Below are 21,903 nucleotides of genomic sequence, written 5' to 3' on the forward strand. Positions count from 1 at the left end.
GGCGTGCATGCGCTCGGGAGAGGATTTCGACACGGCCAAGCTTTTCAGCGATAAGCACCTGCTGAAAGCTTGACCGGGAACAGAGTATCTACAGGCACTGCGGTACCTGTGTTTGCCGAATCCTCGGACAACCGAAACTAGTACTCGCTATCCCCTTCAATCCTGAAATGCTCGACCCAGCCACTGAGTGACGTTGAAACAACCATCAGCGGCGCCAGTATCAACAACGTCAAAGCAACGACAGGCCAAGTCATCATGCACATCGCCTGGTTCAGGAAAATCTGGCAGAGCGCCCTTCACGTTAATGTCAGGCACGTTTAAACATAGTCACAGGATCCGATCTACGCACTAAAACCGAGCACCACAATTGCCGACAGGTGGTCATATCTGCCTAAATGCCCCACCTAAAGGCAAGCTTCATTCAAATCCAGGATCCTGCCCATGCTCGTACTGCCCTGGCCGTACCTGACACTGCTTTGCGCCGGCTACGTCCTGGCACTCACCTACGGACAACTGACAGTCCTGGCGGGCTTGGCAATCATCCTGCTGATCCTCGCCGGCTTTGCCGCCCGGCAAGCCGACTACCGCCAGGTGCGTTATCTCGGCCACGCCCTGTTCGTCCTGTTGGCATTCGCATTGGCCGTGCATGGGTGGCCCGGGTTCTACAACGCCAAGATGATCGACCAGGCGCGCTTTACCGAAAACGCTGTCCCGTTTTCGATGAACCTCAACCTGGACAAACCGCTGATTGGCTTCTGGCTGTTACTGGTGTGCCCGTGGACCGTCGCCCGCCAGCCATTTCTTCCGACGCTGAAAGCATGCGCTGCTGCCTTGTGCGTCACAGCATCTGTAACGTTAGGAGCCGCCTGGCTGCTGGGGATCATCGAATGGTCACCCAAATGGCCGGATCAGGCCTGGCTGTGGATAAACAACAACCTCTTGCTCGTCACCGTCGTAGAAGAGGCTTTGTTTCGCGGCTACATACAAGGCGGTCTGAGCCGATGTTTCAAGCATCGGCCCTACGGTGAACACCTTGCCCTGCTGATCGCCTCACTCCTGTTCGGGCTGGCACATTCCGGTGCTGGCTGGGAATGGGTCGTATTGGCGAGTCTGGCAGGCATTGGTTATGGGCTGGCCTATCGATACGGCGGATTGGCCGCAGCCATTGCTACTCACTTCGGCTTGAATCTGCTGCATTTCGGTCTGTTTACCTACCCGATGCTGGCGGGCTGAGCCACTTATAGCCAGACCTACAGGGTGCCGGACAGGCCGAATCCCCCCTCAATTCACCCTGAGTTTTGGCGAAATCACCCGATTATCGATAGGGAACTAAGCGGCTTGACTCCTGTCCGCCGCAACGTTTAACCTCGCGCCCCACGAATGGAAGCAATCTGTCATACACCGACTGATTAGTGCTCTGAAAATGAATTCAAGCAGCGCGTTTATCGCGCTGTTGTGCTGTGCGGTAAAAAATGCTCAAGCCTCGCTCCCCCCTGCAAATCAAAAAATCCGTCATTTTTGCCCTGGTGCTGCGTGAAGCGCGTTCGCGTTTCGGTGATCGGCGCATGGGCGCCAGCTGGACGCTGATCGAGCCGATTTGCCACCTGCTGATTTTCAGCGTGCTGTTTTCTCTGATTCGCGGCCGCACCGTGATCGGTATCGACTTCCCGGTCTTTGTATTGGTCGGCCTCGCGCCCTTCCTGCTGTTTCGCAACATCTCCATGCGGCTGATGAACAGCCCCAAGGAAAACCGCGCGCTATTTGCCTATAAACAGATCAAGCCCCTCGACACCTACGTGGCCCGCGTGCTGGTGGAGTTCTGCATCTCGGCAAGCGCGTACGCCATTCTGGTGTTCGGCTTCGCCTGGTTCGGCTTCGACATGGCCATCAAGGCGCCCATCGAGTGGATGCTGATCATCCTGCTCGGAGTATTGTTCTCCTTTGGCCTGGGCATGCTGTTGTCGCTGATTGCCCACGCCATGCCCAGCAGCGCGCTGTTTCTGCGGATGATGTTCTTCCCGCTGTATTTCATCTCGGGCGTTCTTATTCCCGCCGCCTACCTGCCTCAAGCCATGCTGCCGCTGCTGCTGCTCAATCCGTTCCTGCACCTGCTGGAACTGATCCGCGCCGAAATTTTCCCGCACTACGTACCGGTCGACGGCGTTTCGCTGCATTACGTGATCGCTTCCACCCTGGTTTTGCTGTTCGTCTCCCTGGGTACCTATCGGGTTCGTCGACTGCATTTGATCTCCACCAAGAACGGCTAACCGCAGGCTTCCCGTGTTCGAGCTCAGAAATATCACCAAGTCGTACCTGACCCCCAAGGGTCGTCGCCACGTGTTCCGTGACCTGTCGCTGAAGATCCCTGCAGGCAAGAACATCGGCCTGATCGGCCGCAACGGCTCGGGCAAATCGACCTTGATGCGCCTGCTGGGCGGTGCCGACGTGCCCGACTCCGGCACCGTTGCCACCGACAAAAGCATCTCCTGGCCCGTGGGCCTGTCCGGCGGCTTCCAGGGCACCATGACAGGACGCGAAAACATCAAGTTCGTCAGCCGCGTCTACGGCGCGGTGGGTGAGGCCATGCGCCAGAAGATCGCCTACGTCGAAGACTTCGCCGAAATCGGCAGCTGGATCGACGAACCGGTCAAGACCTACTCCTCCGGCATGCGTTCGCGCCTGGCCTTCGGCCTGAGCATGGCCTTCGACTTCGATTACTACCTGATCGACGAAGTGATGTCGGTGGGTGACGCCCACTTCAAGCGCAAATGCGCTGAGGTGTTCGAGGAACGCCTGCAAAAATCCAAGGTTGTCCTGGTCTCCCACAGCATGCCGGAAATCAAAAAGCTCTGTGACGTCGTGCTGCTGGTACGCGATGGCGGGGTGCAGATCTATGACGATGTCGATGAAGGCATCAAGGCCTACAACACCTGATCGCCCGGACCGCGGCGAGATTGTTTTATTTCAAGGATGCAAGTGCATATGAGCAGTACGGGTAAATTCAAGGGCTGGCGCCTGACACTGGGGCTGATCGTAGTACCCATGGTACTGGCCATCGTCTACTACAGCTTTTTTGCCGTGGATCGTTTTGTCAGCTCCGCCCAAGTGGTGGTGCGTCAGGACGGCAACAACCCTGGCGCACAGCTACCAGGGCTGAGCATGCTGCTGAACGGCACCAACCCCGCCTCCCGGGAAGAAACCCTGTACCTGCGCGAATACATCGTCTCGATGGACATGATGCAACTGCTGGAAGACCGCCTGCACTGGGTCGAGCAGTACAGCAAGCAACGCAACGACCCGTTCTTCTGGCTGGACAAGGACACCGAGCGCGAAGACCTGCTCAAGTACTACCAGCGCATGGTCTCCGCCCACTATGACGAAACCACCGGCCTGCTGCGCGTTGAAGTACAAGCTTTCAGCCCGGAACTGGCAGAACAGATGGTCAAGACCATTCTGGAAGCCAGCGAGCGCTTCGTGAACGAAGTCTCACACGGCATCGCCCGCGAGCAGATGCGCTTCGCCCAGGTCGAACTGGAAGGCGCGAAGAAGCACTACACCAAGCGCAAGGAAGAACTGCTGAGCTTCCAGAATCGCAACAAGGTACTGGACGGCAAGAGCTCGGCCCAGGGCCGCGCCAGCATCATCGACACCCTCGAAGGCGAGCACTCCAAAGAACGCGCCGTGCTCACCCAGATGCTCTACAAGCTTCACCCGGACTCCCCTCAGGTCAAGCAACAGCAGCAACGCGTGAACGCCATCCGTGAACAACTGAATGCCGAAAAACGCTTGCTGGTATCCGCCCCGGATGGCGACCAGCTCAACGTGGTGGCCTCGCGCTTCCAGCAACTGACCCTCGACGCCGGTATCGCCGAAGAAACCTACAAGACCGCCGTTGCCGCGCTGGACAACGCGCGCATCGAAGCCAGCAAGAAGATCCGCACCCTGGTCACCGTGGTCAGCCCGAACACGCCGCAGATGGCGCTGTACCCGGAGCGCCTCTACAACCTGGCAACCATCTTCCTGGCCCTGCTGTTGCTCTACGGCATTGCCCGCTTCCTTATTGCATCGATCGAGGATCATCGTGATTAAATCCATTTCCAGCCTGCCCCTTCGCCCCCTGAACTTGAGCATGCGAAACAGCGCTGTTGCGGGTTTGATGCTGGTGACTCTGACTTTGTCCGGTTGCAGCGGCGTGATGTCGGGTGCCGGCCCTTACAAAGGCGATATCGAGAGCAAGAGCCAAAGCACTGCGTATGACCTGGTGGACATCAACGCCAATACCATCGCACCGTTCATGCGCCCGGTCAGCAAACCGGCCAAAGCCAAAATCACCAGCCCAATGGCGCAGACCGTACGCCTGATGGGTGGTGACGTAATCAACGTGCTGATTACCGACAACGCGCCTGAAGGCAGCGGCCTGTTTGCCCCACTCTCGACGGGCGGCACCCAGTTGAAGGTGCGCATCGACGACAAAGGCATGATCTCCTTGCCATACGTTGGCCATCAGTTCGTCGCGGGCATGACCCTGATTCAGGTCGAAGACATGATTCGGCAGAAGCTCAAGGGCGTGACCACCGACGTGCAGGTGCACGTTGATCTGGTTGGCGATCTGTCGGGCTCGGTGCTGGTAGCAGGCGCCGTGAAATCCCCTGGCCGCTTCTCCACCCTGCAAGGCCCGCTGACCTTGCTCGATGCTGTTAACCAGGCGGGTGGCCCGGTGATGGAACCGCATTTGGTCAATGTCACCGTGCGCAACGGTTCTCAAGCCAATACGTACAACTACGAAGATATCCTGGCCGGCAACAACTTCGTGCTGAAGCCTAATTCGGAAGTGGTTCTGGACCGCGCGCGTCAACGCTTTGTGGCGATGGGTGCTGTTGGTGAACCAGGTCTGCATGATTTGCCAGCGCAAAACGCCAGCCTTCTGGATGCATTGGGCTCGGTGGGTGGGCTAAAAGAAGCCAATGCAAACCCACAGGGTGTATTCGTTTTCCGAATGGGGGAATCCACCCCAACGCAAGCAGCCAAACCCATCGTCATGCGTATCGACATGCGCGACCCAGCTGCCATTTTTTACGCCCGCCAAGTCATGCTGAAACCGGATGACACGATTTATGTCACCAACGCGGCTGTGTATGAGTGGCAAAAAATTATTGGGCCAATTGTGCAGACTCTCGTACTTGGACGTGCGGTTGGCGTGAGCCCGAACTAAGCAAAAAACAGAACGCACTAACGTGTCTGCTGCCATCGACCATCTGATGGCAGCAATCCAAACCGATATTCACCTACGAGTGGAGTGTTTGTTGGGCCAGTGAATTTTGGACAGCGCTAACAAGTTAAAAGACAGGGATGTCACATACTGGACTTTCTATAAGCTGACTCAAGGATTGCCCCTGAAAGAACACTCCAGCAGATTTCAAGGAACTTGAATGAACGTCCTTTTCTATCTGGAGCCCGCCATTGAGTTGGGCAACCCTGAATTTCGCTACGCTACACTTCGCAGCTCAATCGTGCCGCAAGTTACTGCATTGCGTGATGCCGGCGTTAGCGTGCACTGCATCGTTAGCCAGGTCATTGCTGAGCGAGCATTGCGCGACGGTCACGTCGCAGCAATCGGTTCCATGTCTACCATTGACCCGCTGAACTGGACCGAAGGCGAGAATACACTTGAGCGCTCGCTAAGACATCAAGCCAAAAACTATAAGGATGGCGAGCACAAGCGCCTTGGCGAATTGCTCAGATCTGGTATTCCGGAAGGGTTTGAACCCGACATCATTATCGTATGGGAATCACCTATGTCGCTCCTTGGAGAAATATTTCCCAAGGCACGCGTCATATATCAAATGCCCGGCTTTTTCTCTCGTGCGCCGTTTGCCAACCTTGTTGCTTTTGACACAGGACTCCTCGGCGATAGTACTTCCCCCGCCAATCGCTCTGTAAGCGTGACGGAAATCGAAGCACTCGAAAGCCTGAGAGATCACGAAGCTCGATTCCTGAGTTCAATTGCTCCAACACAAGTAGCAATCAACGACCTAAAGCAACGGTTCCGCAGCGTGATTCTGTTGCCATTGCAGATTGATGGTTACTTCATGATCGACTCCGTATTGGGACGTCGTAGCCAGTTCGACGCACTGGTCGAAATCATGGGTCGGATACCGGAAAACCAAGCTCTGGTAGTAACAAATTATTGGTCCGGCCAAACGCGAAGTGCAGTCCTGACCGAGCAGAACATCAGTTACTTGCGCTCGCGTTTTGCGAATTTTGCCTACTTCGAAAATTTCGACAAGATCCCTTCGGTATCACAGTTGCTGGTTCCTGAGATGGATGGCGTTATCACCATCTCATCTTCCCTTGGCTATCAGGCAGCCTTCTGGCAAAAGCCTTTGCTGACCCTCGGTGCCAGCCACATCACACCATTTGCAACCACCAACGACTGGAATGAGTTCTTTACCCAAGTAGCTTCGGGCGATCCGATCGTACGGGATGAACTGATTATTTCAACGATCAGCTCTAAACATCTCCCTACTCAAATGCTTGAACAAGATGGCAAAGGCTATGCAGCCTGGCTTCGAGAGGTCATTTCCCGCCCTGCCGGGGATTTTCCATGCTGGACGGACGAAGAACCAGTCGCCAAAACACTATTGGATCTTCGACGCGAGCCCGAATACCTGAAGCAACTCGGCTACTTCAACCTGGTACGGGAAGAGTCTTCAATGGATCATTGCCGTGAGCTTTCACAGCAGATTCAGCGGCATCCAATTATTTCGTTCGACGTATTCGATACGCTTCTGTACCGACCATTCAAATCTCCTTCAGACATGTTCGAATTCATGTCGGATGAAGTGCGTCAAATTTGCAATCTTCCCTCCCTCGATTTCCGCGCCGCGCGACGCGCCGCAGAAAAAGCTGCTTTCGAGGACGCCATTGCACGTGGTGACGGCGAGACTCGGATTGATGAAATTTACCAGGCATTTGCAGAACAAACTGGAGTGGGTCAAGAACTGGCAGAGCGCGTTCAACAACTCGAAATGCAGATGGAAATGGACATTCTTTATCCAAGGCTGTCTGGCTTCAAAGCCTTCAATGAAGCTCGCAGCCTGGGCAAACGAATCATCATCATTTCCGACATGTATCTTCCTCGCGACTTCCTAGAAGCCATCCTTAAAAAGAATGGTTATGAGGGTTATGAGCGCTTTTACGTATCGTCCGAAGCCCGTGTCAAGAAACACAACGGAAGACTCTTCGACCACGTTCTCGAAGATCTGAACGTCGATCCAAAGACAATTCTCCACGTTGGAGACAACGTTGCCGCCGACGTGGTGCGAGCTAAAGAACGCGGCATCAAACCGTTCCACCTGGTAAAGGCGTCTGAAGTATTCGCGGAATGCGACAGCTTCAAAACCCCCTGGTCCCGCGATGAAGAGCGCCACTCCCTCGACTGGAAGATGATTCTTGCTGTTGCGGGCAACCGATTCCATGACAACCCGTATCTGCCGCATAGACGCGGAACACTATTCTGTGGCGATCCTTGGCGCCTTGGTTACTACGGTCAAGGACCTATGCTGCTCGGCTACTCCAAGTGGCTGATTGAGAAAGCCATTCGCGACGGCGTAAAGCGACTTTACTTCCTGTCTCGCGACGGCTTGATCATGAAGGAAGCTTACGACCGTATTGCCCAGAATTATCCAGATGCCCCGAGCAGCCACTATTTGCTCTGCTCACGCAGAGCCGTAAACCTGGCCAAAGTACGAGATGAACATGGGGTGATGGACCTGCTGCAGGTGGACTTTGCACGCACCACCATCCAGCATCTTCTCTCGTCTCGTTTTGGTGTTTACCCGGCAAACGTCCCGACTGAGATCCTCTCAAAACACGATCTTACTCTTGAGACTATTGTCACCAATAAACACCAGGAAATGCTCAAACCGTTTTTCCTTGACCTGCTTCCACTCATCGTCAGTGCCGCCAGCAAAGAGCGGGCGAATTATCTCGAATACCTTGAAGGAACAGGCCTACTGGACTCAGGTGAAGTTGCCTTGGTGGATATAGGGTATGCCGGCACCATGCAGGAATCCCTGTATCTGCTCACTGATCGCAAGAAACTGTTCGGCGGTTATTACCTAATGACCTTCCGCCAGGCTTTGAAGCGCGTAGATGCTTACGGTATGCCGATTAGAGGGTACCTGGGTGAATTCGTGGATCGTCACGATACCCACCATCCATTCTGTCGCAACGTTCCACTCTACGAGACATTGTTCAGCAGTGTGGACACGTCCTTCGTGCGCATGGACCGAGACTGGAATGGCCGCCTTACACCTATCTTCATGGACCGCTTCGCAGCCGAGGCGAAGCGAGAGGAGGTAGTTCATCGAATCCATAAGGGTGCGCTCAGCTTCATTGAAGAAACAGCGCGTATCTTTGGTAGTCGCTTGAAAAACCTGGATATCGAACCTGTCAAATCGTTACGTGTGCTTGAAAAGTTCTTCAGTGATCCGCACCCGGTAGACGCCAAGATGTTCGCGGGCCTAGTTTTTGAGGATGCATATGGTGGCGCTGGCTTGAAGATAGTTCTTCCTGAAGAGAACAATCTGGAAGCTAATTGCGTCTGGAAAGTCGGCGTGAACGCTCTGAAAAAAGCGGAACAACCTACCACTAACAACATAAAACCCGCACACGCTAAATCAGCGCTAGGAAAAACCAAACCAGCGCCAGTTACCGCACCCACGCAGCACACGAAGAAAAAGGCATATCTGGAACAGCGCTTCATTCGCTGGATAGTAAAAAAGACATCCAACGAAAAGAAAGTACGAAAATTCGAACTAACGCCTGAAACCTTCTTTGCAGATTCGAAGTCCGCTCATGTGAGACTTCTAGGATCAATCTACATGCGAAGGACAAATAACTAAGCTCTCATCAACACGCAAACTTGCCCGTTCACGCAAGTGAAAGGGCAAGTCATCAAAAATTCAATTCTAGTAGTCAATCCCATAGCCCACGGATTCAAATTGAGATTGAATTCTACAAATAGCCTGATTCAGCTCAGCGAATTTCCGCCCCACAGCTACCATTTCTCCCTTCATATTCGAAAGACCATTTAAAAAAATACGAGCCTCCTCGAATAGTCGCCAGGCAAGACAAGAACTGGCCAACAACATTAAATAACTAACATTCTGCGGATGCGCTGAATTAGCAGCATACTGAAAGAAAAAAGATCTCCGACTACTTACATCCTCATGAGCTAGCGTTCGACAAGCAACATCGAAAAAAAACTCATCACGAACTCCATCTCGATACATCTTCCAGCAAGCGAGCTCTACTACTTTACTATTCCCGGAAGCCACCGCCTCCGCGACAACAAATCTTTGCCCCCTACCCATGCACTGAGTTACCCCCAACAACTCTTCCGCACACTCATTCTTATTTCGAGCCAACTCAACAGCAAGACTTTTATGAAGCTCCTCTGAAAATTTCGACGACTCAACTATTGAATCAGCAAGATCAAAGTCTTTCATCTGCAGGGCTGCCAGAAATGCCTCCCGAATACATTTTCCATCTGTTTGGACACTGGCATCTGAACGAAACGCTTGAAGCGTCAAATCCCACCGGGCTGAATAATTGAATAGACGCATTTGCCGATGAGCGATTAATGGCGCACTACCAATTTCACTAACCGCCAAAGCAAGTATTTGAATTGCATCGTAACGCAACTCCAAGTTAAGAAGGCCATCAAACTGAGCCAAATACCCTCTGTATTTCATCGGCCACTTCTTTACCATCAGACGACCAACCCCAACAACCGTAATCCAATCGCGATGCTCAGTAGCCCTTTTAATCAACTGCTCGCATTCATCTTGGGAGCCCCCCCCCATTTCCATTTCAAATGTTTTTAGCGCCATCAGTGGAATCAGAAAATCGCGCCCGACAAACCTTTTATTCAGCTGCGGTTTTGAATCAATTGGCTTTGATGCAAAAACATTAGAGCTAATAAAAATCTCAGAAAGCTTAGCTCTTTCCGTTACGTCACGTTCTATGCGAAGGAGCATCTCTTGAGCTCGCACGTTTCTTGCGTCCGCCTTTAAAATCTCCCCAAGGAACTCAGTTGCTTCATCGAAGTCATTACGTTCAACAGCATCATTTGCAAGCGCGAACCTGGACACCACATGAAGGGGATTAATATTCCGGCATTCTCTGAAAGCCAAATTTGCCTCGGCAAGCTCTCCGCGCTCACGAAGCAAAACACCCAAGTGATAATGGGCATTATCGAGGCTTGGATTTAAGCGCACAGCTTCACTTTGCTCTAGAAACGCTTCCTCTAATTTTCCATTCTGAAAAAGCGCAATCCCGTATTTGTGGCGTGCAACTGCGTGGTCCTGACACAAGCTTACTGCGACACCTAACTCATGCAGCGCACTTTCTATCTCTCCATCGATAAGTGCCAGATGCCCTTTAAACAAGCTACTACCAAAACCGCCAATCTGTGTGATCGCAGATGATTGAAATTCTGGAAAAACACCTGATTCTCCAAACTCCCTGACAAACTCAATCAGCCCGACCTCCTGCCCAATATAGGTGGACACCGCATGAGGCGCGCTTTTAATGGCAATCCTTACGACGTTAATATTGTCTTCTACCAGAGTAGACTGGTAGATATCATTAATATCCGTATCACCGTATACGTGCGTAACCGCAAGACCTGAATCTTTTAGTATTCCGCGCAAATCAGCGTAGTTAAGATTATGTTCTTTTTTTGTGAATGCCTTACTACGAGTCTCTCTTCCGTACAGTAAAAACTCCCCCCCAAAGGAAAGACAACGAACTGTAACCCCTGAGAGTTCCGGCTTTAAAATCGACCCGTACAGCATTGCGCCATATGCCCCCATGGATGGCCCAATGAAAACAACCTCTTCAGGATTTGTACTTTTAATTAAATTAAGTAAAGCAACAGCGGCATCCGGTACGTTATCACCGAGCGTCGGAATGCCATGCACATACCAACCATTTTTTTCATCATTGAGAAATATTTTTGAACCGGCTATCGAATCCATCACCCGCCAGAACATAAACTTTCCAGGCTCAATATCTATAGATGAAAATATGACGTATGTGCGCTTCACACTGTCGTCATTAACTATTTTTAGAAATGATGATTCAGCGACTACAGCTTGACTTTTATTTTGCATACTTAGAATCATGTCAATGTCGTGTTAGAAGATCGCGCGATAATACCCTAATATCGAATGACATTTCTCTGATTTTCCTGCGAACCGCTTGATGCAACAGCGAGCTTGAATCTTCGGATTCGTATTGACAAATACTGGAGGTAACTCCCCTAACCCAGCGCCTGAAAAGTCGGATAAATGCGCTAGCAAGTCCCACTCGAAACTTCCATATTTCTTGCCAAAAGCCACACAGGTCCATCGCTTACGCCCTCAAACTCTAGTGCTCCACGAGTTCGCAAACGACATGGCCCCATAAAACAAACTACTCATTCCAATACCCGGCAGGCGCAAGGTCTTCAGTCAAAAATCTCCACAACCCCCACCACCTCATCACTCCCCTCTGCCGTCACCAGCAGCGCACGAATCTTGTGATCCAGCATATAAGCCTCTGCCTCACTTAACTGCGCATTCGCTTTCACGGTGTGCGGGCTGGCGGTCATGAAGCTGGCGACGCGCTCGTTGACCACACCCGGATTGCCCAGCAGTGCGCGGCGCAGGTCGCCGTCGGTGACGATGCCGACCAGTTTGTCGTTGTCCATCACCAGTGCCAGTCCCAGACGGCTGGAGGTCATGACCAGCAGACAGTCGTGGAATGAGGTTTCTCGGGTAACTTTGGGGAGGTTGGTGTGCATCACGTCGCTGACGCGGGTCAGCAGTTTGCGGCCGAGGCTGCCGCCGGGGTGGTAGCGGGCGAAGTCCATCGGTTTGAAGTCGAGGGCGCTGATCAGGGCGACAGCGAGGGCGTCGCCCATGGCCATGGTGGCCAGGGTCGAGGTGGTGGGTGCCAGGTTGTTCGGGCACACCTCGCGCTCGACGGAGATGTCGAGCCAGATGTCGGCGTGTTTGGCCAGGGTGGATTGGCCGTTGCCGGTCATGGCGATGATCTTGTTGCCGAAGGACTTCAGGCTCGGGATCAGCTTGATGACTTCTTCTGTTTCACCGCTGTAGGAAATCAGGATCAGTACATCAATTGGCTTGAGCATGCCGAGGTCGCCGTGGAAGGCTTCGGCCGGATGCAGGAACAGACTTGGAGTGCCGGTAGAGGCGAAGGTGGCGACCATTTTCTGGCCGATCAAACCGGATTTGCCCATGCCGCATACCGCTGCACGACCTTTGCAACCCAGAATCAGTTCAACGGCACGTTGAAACTCGCCATCCAGGCGTTCTGCGAGTTGACCGATGGCTTGCGCCTGGGCGCAGAGTGCTTCTTTGGCAATTGGAAGGTGATTCATGAGGGCCCTATCGTTCCTTGATTTTGAAGGCGCGTATGGTAGCGGCTCAAAGTCAGGGAGGAAACGCGGATCTCCCTCCTTCTGTAGGAATTTTCCTGAATCGCTCGAGATGTGGATGGTTGTGACCTTGGGAACCCACGGACAACCTAAGGGGTGGATGTTGACTGGCAGGGCCTCATCGCTGGCAAGCCAGCGCCCACAAGGGAGTGCGCCCCCACCTGATTTTTCATGTCGTCAAGCGCGCCAGGCGGCGTGTTTTGACCGTTTATCGGACATTTCAATTCCCTGCACCTGTCATGTTTAAAAAAATCACGGAACTTGTGAAAAATCCGTAAAAAATCTCGCGCTTTCCTGAATGGCAGCTGTCCGTTTGTATTATCATTCGCGCCAAATTTTGATTAAGCATTTTTCAGACACGACTGATTGTGTCTGACACAAGACTGCGCTCGTTATGGATATCCGCTGTTTTTTATGGACAATGCCGCTCCACCGCGTCGCTCTTTGCTGATTCTGTCCAAAGGCGCGCAACAGATCTCGACGCTCCCCTCTTTGCTGCCTGAATATCGGCTGCTGTGTGGGACCGTGCGCGACATTGCCCAGGCCGATGATGTGCTCGCGTGGGGGCGCAAGCCCAGCGCTTTGCGCGCGCAGGCCGTAGCTGAAGAAGCCGGTTTGCCGCTGCTCACCGTTGAAGACGGTTTTCTGCGCTCTGTGGGGCTGGGGGCGGAAGAACCGCCGCTGTCGCTGATTGTCGATCCCGTGGGCATCTATCACGACGCCACCGCGCCTTCTCGCCTGGAACAACTGATTCCCGTCCCGCTGACGCAAGCGCAGAGCCTGCGTGCCCGTGCCTTGCAGGCCCGTTGGTGCGAGGAGCGCGTGTCCAAGTACAACGGCGCCCGCATCGACGCCTGCGAGCTGCCTCAGCCCTGTGTGCTGGTGGCCGATCAGACCTGTGGCGATGCTTCACTGCAAGGCGCCACCGCCGCCGATTTCGAGCGAATGCTCGAGGCCGCGCTGACGGAACATCCGCACAGCACCGTCGTGGTCAAGGTGCATCCGGACGTGGTGGCCGGGCGCAAGCACGGTCACTTCGACCTGGCGAAGCTGCGCAAGCATCCCCGCATCCATTTGATCAGCGATAACCGCCACCCGGCCGAGCTGATGCCGAACGTCCAGGCTGTCTACGTGATGACCTCGCAACTGGGCTTCGATGCACTGTTGTGGGACGTGCCCGTGCACACCTTTGGCATGCCGTTCTATGCCGGTTGGGGGTTGACCCTCGATGCCCTGCCCGCCCCTGCGCGGCGCCAACCGGTGAGTCTTGAACAGTTGCTGCATGCCGCGCTGGTGGAGTACCCGCGCTACGTCGACCCGGAAACGGGCGCGCCTTGCGAACCGGAGACCGTGCTGGCGTGGCTGGGACTGCAGCGCAGAATGCGCAGTCGCTTGCCCCATGACTTGCAAATGGTCGGTTTCAGCAAGTGGAAGCAGCCGTTGGTACTGGATTTTTTCAACGGATCATCCATTCGTTTCCTTGGCCGTTTCTCCCGTCGTCGTCCCGCCACACCGGTCATCACATGGGGTTGTCAACACGACACGCCATTGACAAAGAAAGTGGGCAAACACCTCGGCCGCGTCGAAGACGGCTTCCTGCGCTCCGTCGGCCTGGGCGCGAAGAAAACCCGCCCACTGTCGTGGGTGTTCGATGACCTGGGGATTTACTACGACGCCACCCGTCCCTCGCGCCTGGAACACCTCTTGCAAAACGAACCCTGGACTTCAGGTTTGCTGCAACGGGCTGCGGCCTTGCGTGAAGCGATCTGTGCCGCCGGTGTGACCAAATACAACTTGCCCGGCACCGCGTGGAAACGCCCGGCGGGTGTCGCCAAGGTGATTCTGGTCCCGGGTCAGGTCGAGTCCGACGCTTCGATTCGCTACGGCGCGCACCGGATCCGGCGCAACCTTGATTTGCTCAAGGCGGTGCGCGAGCGCCACCCGTTAGCGTGGCTGTTGTACAAGCCGCACCCTGAGGTATTGGCCGGCACCCGCGAAGCCGGCGACGGCGAAGAGCGCACCAGTAACTGGTGCAATCAGGTGGTGGGCGATGTGCCCTTCCACCAACTGTTATCCGAGGTGGATGAGGTGCACGTACTGACCTCGCAATCGGGCTTTGAAGCCTTGTTGCGCGGCGTGCCGGTGACCACCTATGGCCAGCCGTTCTATGCCGGCTGGGGGCTGACCCGGGATCTGGGCATGAGCCCTGAGGTCCAGGCGCGCCGCACTCGTCGCCTGAGCCTGGACGAGTTGGTGGCGGCGACGCTGATCCGCTACCCGACCTATGTCAGCCGCATCACCCGAAAATTCACCACCCCCGAACGCACGTTAATAGAGATTCAAAACTGGGATGAAGTACCTACCCAAGGAAGGCCTACGACATGGCGAGAGATGATTCAACACTTGGTCCTCAGCGCTTTGAAGCCACGCCCAAGAAACTCCTAGTGCCGGTCGATCGCTCCCAACGTCCGGTGTCGGTGAAACCGCGAAATTCGTTCCTGTTTCTGCAGGGCGTCAGTTCGCCGTTTTTCGCACGCCTGGTGCGCGCACTTCGGGCCGAAGGGCAATTGGTGAAGTCGGTCAACTTCAACATGGGCGACACGCTCTATGGCAGCGGCGCGCGAGTGTTTTATTCCTCGCGGCCCGAGCAGTTGATGGACTTCTACAGCCAGTGCTTCCGCGCGGACCACATTACCGACGTGGTGTTGTTCGGTGACTGCCGGCCGGTGCACCAGCCGGCGGTGGAGCTGGCCAGGTCGCTGGGCATTCGCGTGCACGTGTTCGAAGAGGGTTACTTCCGCCCCTACTGGATCACCCTTGAGCGCAATGGCGTGAACAACCACTCGTTGCTGCCCCGTGATCCGGAGTGGTACCGGGAAGTCGGCAAGTACATCCCGCGTTATCACAATGGCGATTCGTTCCGCCTGTCCTTTGCCTCCCGGGCCTTCCACGATGTGATGTACCACGTCGGTGGCGCGCTGAACAAAGTGGTGTTCCCCCATTACAAAACCCACGCGCCGTTCAACGCAGCGGTGGAATATGCCGGCTACATTCGCCAGGGCCTTCGCCTGGTCAACGCCAAGGGCCGCGACTCCGAAGTCATCAGTGAAGTGGCGCGCAATCGCCATCGCACCTTCCTGTTGCCACTGCAACTGGACAGCGATGCGCAGATCCGCGATCACTCACCGTTCAAACACATGAAGGATGTGTTGAAGCATGTCATGGGTTCGTTCGCCCGCCATGCCGGCAGTGACACGCGCCTGGTGGTGAAGAACCATCCCCTGACCCCGGGCATCGTCAACTATCACCGAATCACCCGGCGAATCGCCCACAAACTCGGCATCGCCGACCGCGTGGACTTCCTCGAAAGCGGCCACATGCCGACGCTGCTGTCCCACGTCGCGGGCGTGATCACGGTCAACAGCACCGTCGGCGGTTCGTCGCTGATGCACAACGTGCCGACCATTGCCCTGAGCGATCCGATCTACAACCTCAAGGGGCTCACCCACCAGGGCAGCCTCGATGACTTCTGGCACACGCCGGAACCGCCTGACTCCACGTTGTTTCAGCGCTTTCGCAGCACGGTGATTCATACCACCCAGGTCAATGGCGGCTTTTATACCCGCTGCGGTATCGACATGGCCGTGAACAACTCGCTGGAAGTGCTGCTGGCCAAGACCTCCAGGATTGAACGCTACTTATGACGCTGCACAAAAAACCACGCTGCATTCTGATCACCGGCGCCACAGGTGGTATCGGCGGTGCGTTGGCACCCGCTTATGCGGCGCCGGGTGTGACCCTGATCCTGCAGGGCCGACGTACCGAGCGTCTGGAAGAAATGGCCGAACAATGCCGCGCCGCCGGTGCACGGGTCATCCTCCACGCGCTCGACGTGCAGGACCTGGAAGCGGTGCGCGAATGGATCACCCGGATCAGCGCAACCGAGCAACCGGACCTGATCATCGTCGGCGCCGGGCTCAATACCGCGACCGGGCCGAATGCCGAGGATGAGGAGTGGGAATTGTCCCAGGCGGTGATCGAGGTCAACGTCATGGCCGCCATTGCCACCGTGCAGGCGGCATTGCCGGCAATGCGCTCACGCAAGCACGGGCAAATCGCACTGTTCAGTTCCCTCGCCGGCTGGCGCGGGTTGCCGGCCACACCCAGTTACAGCGCCAGCAAGGCGGCGATCAAGGCGTACGGCGAGTCCATGCGCGACCTGGTCGCAGCTGACGGCGTACGGATCAATGTGATCATGCCCGGTTATGTCGAATCGAAAATGTGCTTTGAAATGCCGGGGCCGAAACCACTGCTGTGGAACCCGAACAAAGCCGCACAACGAATTCGTCGTGGCCTGGCCGCCAATCAGGCGCGAATCAGTTTCCCCTTTCCCTTGAACCTCGGATGCTGGGCCCTGGGCGTGATTCCCCCGCGGATGTCCTCGGTGATTTTGCGATGGCTGGACTACGGTGCCTGACTTTCTGAACAGTTCTTTCGCCTGGGTGATCCTCGGCGGCTTTTTGCTTTCCTGCGGCATCGAAGCGCTGCTGATCCCCAGGCCCACCTTGCGCCGACCACTGCGTAGCTGGCTGTTGCATGCCGGTGCATGGCTGTTCGCGGTGGCCCTGCTTTATGGGCTGACCGGGCGCGCGTATTTCAGTGCGGTGAATGTGCTGGCGCTGTGGCTGCTGATCGTGCTGGTGAGCAACTCGAAGTATCACTCGTTGCGCGAGCCCTTTGTGTGTGCGGATTTCGAGTACTTCAGCGACGCCGTGCGCTTTCCGCGCTTGTACCTGCCCTTCTTCGGCATCGGCAAGACGATTGTGCTGGCGCTGGCGTTTATCGCCTATCTGGCCTGCGGGTTGTATTTCGAGGCCACCGCCAGCGATGCGCTGTCCACCGCTGCCGTAGCGCTGGCCGGTGCCTCGCTGTTGCTGCTCATCGGCGCGCTGAAGCCGCTGCAACCCAGCTACGACGCCAGCCTGGATTTGCGCCGCTGGGGATTGGCCGCCAGTTTATGGACGTACTTTTGTGCCGCCCGGCGCAAGGTGTCCATCGACGCCCTGCACTCGCCTTTTGCGACCGATGCCCCAGCGATTCGCCCCCCTTGCGATGCGGCCCTGCCTGACCTGGTTTCGGTGCAGAGCGAGTCGTTTTTCGATATACGCACCTTGTGGCCCGGAATCCGCGAGCAGGTGCTGAGCCAGTACGATGTGCTACGCGGCGAAGCCAGGGCCCATGGTCGCCTGCAAGTCGCAGCCTGGGGCGCGAACACCGTGCGCACCGAGTTCGCCTTCCTGACCGGGATCGCCGGCGACCGGCTCGGCGTACATCGCTTCAATCCTTATCGCCACCTGGCCCGCCTGGGCTTGCCCAGCATCGCCGCCGACATGAAACGCCGCGGTTATCGCACCGTGTGCATTCACCCTTATGCGGGCAGTTTCTACGGTCGTGATCGCGTGCTGCCAGCGCTGGGCTTCGATGAGTTCATCGACGTGCGCAGCTTCAACGAGGAGCAAAAGGCCGGCCCCTTCATTGGTGATTGTGCGGTGGCAGACAAGATCATCGAACTGCTCGACGACAGCGCTCGCACCCAGCCCCTGTACATCCATGCCGTCACGATGGAAAACCACGGGCCGCTGCACCTGGAGCAGGTCGACGCGGCAGAGTTGCCCAACTGGTTCGATCGACCGCTGCTCGACGGCATGCGCGACCTGGCGCCTTACCTGCGTCACCTGAGCAATGCCGACCGGATGCTCGGCAAGTTACGTGAGTACCTGCTGGTCAGTCCGACCTCGACCGGGCTGTGTTTCTTTGGCGATCACGTGCCGATTCTCCCGGATGTGTATGCCGCCCTCGGCGCACCGGATGGCGATACCGATTACTTCATCTGGTCCAATCAGACGCCTTCTTCCAGCCTGCCGCGGACCCTCGGTGTTGAACAGTTGGCCAAGACCTTCGTTGAGCAGATGAGCAACAGCCACACACCGGTCAAAAAAGCCAGCCGGGCACAGACGGCAACCCATGACTGACATCGCCCTAGCGCCCTTGCGGATCGCCCTCGGCTCCAGCTTGCCGGAACCTGATGAATCGATCGCGCGGATGATCACTTCGGGACGCAGTTCGCTGGCCTTCTTTCTCGGCGATGAGGCCTGCCGCTATCGGCTGCTGGCCGCGTCAATCAACTGGGACCGGATTCTGATCGCCTACCGTGACTGCACGCCCCTGGGCTACGCCGCCTTCAAGCACCACTGGCGCGGGCCTTTCTCGCCCGGCGCCGGGCCTTTTCTGCGGGAATTCGGTCGCTTGCGCGGCGCAGCGCGTTACCTGTTGTTTGCGCTGACTGAAGGTCGGGAGTGGTACTACGGTTTCTATCTCTATGGGCTGCATGTGATCAAGCACGCCCGTCACCAAGGCATCGCCCGTGCGCTATTGAGCGCAACGTTCGATCAGGCCGGTCGGGCCGGTTATGACCGGGTCGAACTGGAAGTCCAGGTGAAGAATCAGCGGGCCCGGCGGCTCTACGAGCAGTTGGGATTCATCCGGGTGCGAACCACGCCGCTGAACTGGCTTGGCCGCTTTCTGCCCTTTCCCTCGGTCATCAATATGCGCCGCACGCTGAAATCCAACCCATGAGCCGCGAAGAGATGAGTCGATCAGTCCCCCTTGAATCACTGGTGGAAGGCCCCGGCTGGGTGGGCATCATGTCGCAGTGGGTGATGTGGAAAGTCTTTCACCTGAGTGAGTTCCTCGACCCTGAAGGACCGCCCCACTGGCTGTGGCGGCGCGGCCAGAAACGCCCCGCAGGTTTGAAGGCCATTTCCGGGATCGGCTACAAAAGCTCCTCCGACCATGCCCGCGTGTTATGCAAACGCTGGGGCATTCCCTACGTGGCGCTGGAGGACGGCTTTCTGCGTTCTTCTTCACTGGGGGTCGAGGGCGATACGCCGATGTCGATGGTGGTCGATCCCATTGGTATCCACTATCTGGCTGATCGCCCATCACTGCTGGAAAACATGCTGCAAACCCCGCACACCCTGACCGCTGCGGAACTGGCAACCGCAAAGGCATTGATTGCATTGATGCGCAGCAGTGGCATCGGCAAATACAACAACGCCCCGGACTTGAGCGAGGACGACCCCCTGGGGCGCGACAAGCCACTGGTTCTGGTGGTGGACCAGACTTACGGCGACTTCTCCATTCCGGGCGGCGGCCTGTGCGAAGCAGACTTCATCCGCATGCTCGATGCGGCGCTCGCGGAAAACCCCGATGCGGATGTGCGGGTGCGGATTCACCCCGACTGCATCAACGGCCACAAGAAAAGCTGCCTGCTCAATGCTGCCCAGGCACGCGGGGTAACGCTGGAGAACCGTCACGTGTCCTGGGCCTCCCTGGCGTGCCGGGCCCGACGGGTGTATGTCGGCACCAGCCAGGCCGGGCTGGAAGCCTTGATCCAGGGAACACCGGTGACGTGTTTCGGCCTGCCCTTCTATGCCGGCTGGGGCTTGACCGATGATCGCTTGCCGATCCCGCGCCGCCAGGCCCGGCCAACGCTGGAGCAATTGGTGGCTGCCGCCTACATTCGTTACTGCCGCTACGTGGACCCATTGACCGACCAGCGCTGTGATGTGATGACCGTGGCCCGGCAACTGGCCCGGCAGAAACAACAGGACAGCCAGTTCGCCGGTACATTGACCGTACTCGGCGCGCCCCGGCGCCAGCAATCGACGATCCGCAGCTTGCTCGACAGCCGTTGGGGTCGTGTGCAGTTCAGCCAATACAAGGCCGACCTGATGAGCACCCTGGCGCGGGAAAACGACAAGCTGCTGGTGTGGAGTGCCGACGAACCCCATGACCAGTCGGCACAGGCTGCAGCGCAGGACCTTCCGCTATGGCGCCTCAGCCCAGGCAATGCAACCGCCAGCTTGATCCTCAAGCGTAACGACGGCGAAGAGCAACAACTGGTACAGGTCCGGGGCATGCCCTGCAGCCCACAGCAGGCACTGGAACATCGCACACGAAACACCCCGGGCCTGCTCGAACAGTGCCCGCGCTATCGACAGGTTCGCCGCTACCTCAAAGGCATGCTCGCGCTCTAGCCTCTGTAGGAGCGAGCTCGCTTGCGATGAAGGATGTCGGCATCAAAGCGCCTGATGCATCGTCATCTCGAGCAGGCTCGCTGCCACGGGTGAATCATCCTTTCAAATGACGATGGCTTTGCACCGCCGCCCCCAGCACCACCGCCCCCGCCGCAATCGCCACCCAGAATCCGCTGCGCGCACCGAACGCGTCCACCAGCCAGCCTGAACTGGCGGCCCCCATCGCCACGCCGATGCTCAACCCGGTGACCAGCCAGGTCAGGCCTTCGGTGAGTTTGGCCGGTGGCACGATCTTCTCCACCAGGGCCATGGCGACGATCAGCGTCGGCGCAAAAAACAGCCCGGCGACGAACACTGCCAGGGATAACCCGAGAATGTTCACCGCCAGCAGCAGCGGCAAGGTGGTCACCGCCGTCGCCACCCCGCCGTACAGGAACAGGCGCGGCAGCGGCACTTTCGAGCGCAATGCGCCGAACGCCAGCCCGGCCAGGCAAGAACCGATGGCATACACCGACAACACGATGCTCGCCGCCGCCGGTTGCCCCTGCTGCTGGGCGAAGGCCACGCTGACCACGTCCACGACGCCGACGATGGTGCCCATGGCGACCATCAACAGCATCAGCAACTGGATGTCCACCGAACGAATGATCGAACCCTGGTGGTGTTCTTCATGGGGATGCACCGCCGGCTCGGTGTCGCGCTGCAACACAAACGCGGTCACGCCGATCGCCAGCATCAACGCTGCCGCCAATGGCCCGGCCTCGGGGAACGCCACCACGCACAAGCCCACCGACAAGGGTGGCCCGACAATGAAGCAGACTTCGTCCAGCACCGACTCCAGGGCATAGGCCGTTTGCAGTTGCGGCTGACCACGGTAGACCTCGGTCCAGCGCGCCCGCACCATCGCCGACATGCTCGGCATGCAGCCGGCGAGCGCGGCGAACACGAACAATGTCCAGTGCGGCGCCTGCAAACGGGTGCAGAGCAACACCATCAGCAGCGCCCCGCCTCCGATCAGCGCCGATACCGGCAGGACCCGCCGCTGGCCAAAACGGTCCACCAGCCGCGACACCTGGGGCGCACAAAACGCCGTGGCCAGGGCAAATGTCGCCGCCACCGCCCCGGCCAACCCATAGCCGCCCTGCAACTGCGAGAGCATGGTGATCAGACCGATACCGGTCATGGAGATCGGCATGCGCGCGATCATTCCCGCGAGCACGAAGGCACGGCTGCCAGGGGCGTTGAACAGTTCGCGGTAGGGGTTTGCCATGGGGGCCGGCCTCGATCAGGGCCTGC

Annotated in this window: 15 protein-coding genes; 12 read left to right on the forward strand and 3 right to left on the reverse strand. The window is 56.9% G+C overall.

Translation table 11 applies throughout. From position 1 onward, the window contains the following. Nucleotides 1-441 precede the first annotated feature (441 nt). The 6 genes from ACVWYU_RS28795 (at nucleotide 442) to ACVWYU_RS28820 (ending at nucleotide 8,906) form a co-directional block, all read left to right on the forward strand. On the forward strand, nucleotides 442-1,233 hold the full coding sequence (locus ACVWYU_RS28795; RefSeq protein WP_457374302.1) for a CPBP family intramembrane glutamic endopeptidase: 792 nt from the start codon (nucleotides 442-444) through the stop codon (nucleotides 1,231-1,233). A gap of 239 nt (nucleotides 1,234-1,472) precedes the next feature. Beyond that, nucleotides 1,473-2,267, forward strand: a complete 795-nt coding sequence (locus tag ACVWYU_RS28800) for an ABC transporter permease (RefSeq protein WP_457374303.1) — start codon at nucleotides 1,473-1,475, stop codon at nucleotides 2,265-2,267. Between the two features lie 13 nt (nucleotides 2,268-2,280). After that, nucleotides 2,281-2,934, forward strand: a complete 654-nt coding sequence (locus ACVWYU_RS28805; RefSeq protein ID WP_457374304.1) for an ABC transporter ATP-binding protein — start codon at nucleotides 2,281-2,283, stop codon at nucleotides 2,932-2,934. A gap of 48 nt (nucleotides 2,935-2,982) precedes the next feature. Next, the gene (locus ACVWYU_RS28810) at nucleotides 2,983-4,089 is read left to right on the forward strand and encodes an ABC transporter permease (RefSeq protein WP_090318491.1); all 1,107 of its coding nucleotides are present in this window, start codon (nucleotides 2,983-2,985) and stop codon (nucleotides 4,087-4,089) included. Between the two features lie 40 nt (nucleotides 4,090-4,129). Beyond that, nucleotides 4,130-5,212, forward strand: coding sequence for a polysaccharide biosynthesis/export family protein (locus tag ACVWYU_RS28815; RefSeq protein ID WP_457374305.1), 1,083 nt, complete (start codon nucleotides 4,130-4,132; stop codon nucleotides 5,210-5,212). 217 nt (nucleotides 5,213-5,429) lie between these two features. Continuing rightward, a complete protein-coding gene (locus ACVWYU_RS28820) occupies nucleotides 5,430-8,906 on the forward strand; it encodes an HAD family hydrolase (RefSeq protein WP_457374306.1) in 3,477 nt (1,158 codons plus the stop codon). 66 nt (nucleotides 8,907-8,972) lie between these two features. Here the strand turns inward: ACVWYU_RS28820 and ACVWYU_RS28825 are convergent, their stop codons facing one another. Together ACVWYU_RS28825 and ACVWYU_RS28830 are read right to left on the reverse strand one after the other, a co-directional pair. Continuing rightward, entirely contained in the window at nucleotides 8,973-11,192 is a 2,220-nt protein-coding gene (locus ACVWYU_RS28825) for a tetratricopeptide repeat protein (RefSeq protein ID WP_457374307.1), read from the reverse strand. 323 nt (nucleotides 11,193-11,515) lie between these two features. Next, entirely contained in the window at nucleotides 11,516-12,451 is a 936-nt protein-coding gene (locus ACVWYU_RS28830; protein WP_282482100.1) for a KpsF/GutQ family sugar-phosphate isomerase, read from the reverse strand. A gap of 471 nt (nucleotides 12,452-12,922) precedes the next feature. On the opposite strand from ACVWYU_RS28830, the gene ACVWYU_RS28835 reads away from it, so the two are divergent. Genes ACVWYU_RS28835 through ACVWYU_RS28860 form a run of 6 tightly spaced genes read left to right on the forward strand, consistent with a single transcriptional unit; the run spans nucleotide 12,923 to nucleotide 20,607 of the window. Next, nucleotides 12,923-14,953, forward strand: coding sequence for a capsular polysaccharide biosynthesis protein (locus tag ACVWYU_RS28835; RefSeq protein WP_457374308.1), 2,031 nt, complete (start codon nucleotides 12,923-12,925; stop codon nucleotides 14,951-14,953). Further along, complete coding sequence (locus ACVWYU_RS28840; protein WP_457374309.1) at nucleotides 14,890-16,212, forward strand: capsule biosynthesis protein; 1,323 nt, start codon at nucleotides 14,890-14,892, stop codon at nucleotides 16,210-16,212. The genes ACVWYU_RS28835 and ACVWYU_RS28840 overlap by 64 nt, the downstream gene beginning before the upstream one ends. Beyond that, the gene (locus tag ACVWYU_RS28845; RefSeq protein ID WP_457374310.1) at nucleotides 16,209-16,985 is read left to right on the forward strand and encodes an SDR family NAD(P)-dependent oxidoreductase; all 777 of its coding nucleotides are present in this window, start codon (nucleotides 16,209-16,211) and stop codon (nucleotides 16,983-16,985) included. Before ACVWYU_RS28840 ends, ACVWYU_RS28845 begins: the two co-directional genes overlap by 4 nt. Then, the gene (locus ACVWYU_RS28850) at nucleotides 16,978-18,540 is read left to right on the forward strand and encodes an LTA synthase family protein (protein WP_457374311.1); all 1,563 of its coding nucleotides are present in this window, start codon (nucleotides 16,978-16,980) and stop codon (nucleotides 18,538-18,540) included. Before ACVWYU_RS28845 ends, ACVWYU_RS28850 begins: the two co-directional genes overlap by 8 nt. Further along, nucleotides 18,533-19,144 (forward strand): GNAT family N-acetyltransferase, encoded by a 612-nt coding sequence (locus ACVWYU_RS28855; protein ID WP_457374312.1) that lies wholly within the window; start codon nucleotides 18,533-18,535, stop codon nucleotides 19,142-19,144. Before ACVWYU_RS28850 ends, ACVWYU_RS28855 begins: the two co-directional genes overlap by 8 nt. A gap of 11 nt (nucleotides 19,145-19,155) precedes the next feature. After that, a complete protein-coding gene (locus ACVWYU_RS28860) occupies nucleotides 19,156-20,607 on the forward strand; it encodes a capsular polysaccharide export protein, LipB/KpsS family (protein ID WP_457374313.1) in 1,452 nt (483 codons plus the stop codon). A 94-nt stretch (nucleotides 20,608-20,701) separates the two neighbouring features. On the opposite strand, the gene ACVWYU_RS28865 is transcribed toward ACVWYU_RS28860, so the two are convergent. Next, nucleotides 20,702-21,877: an MFS transporter gene (locus ACVWYU_RS28865; RefSeq protein ID WP_457374314.1), complete on the reverse strand. Its 1,176-nt coding sequence runs from the start codon at nucleotides 21,875-21,877 to the stop codon at nucleotides 20,702-20,704. Nucleotides 21,878-21,903 lie beyond the last annotated feature (26 nt).

It is taken from the genome of Pseudomonas sp. TE12234, from assembly GCF_054061835.1.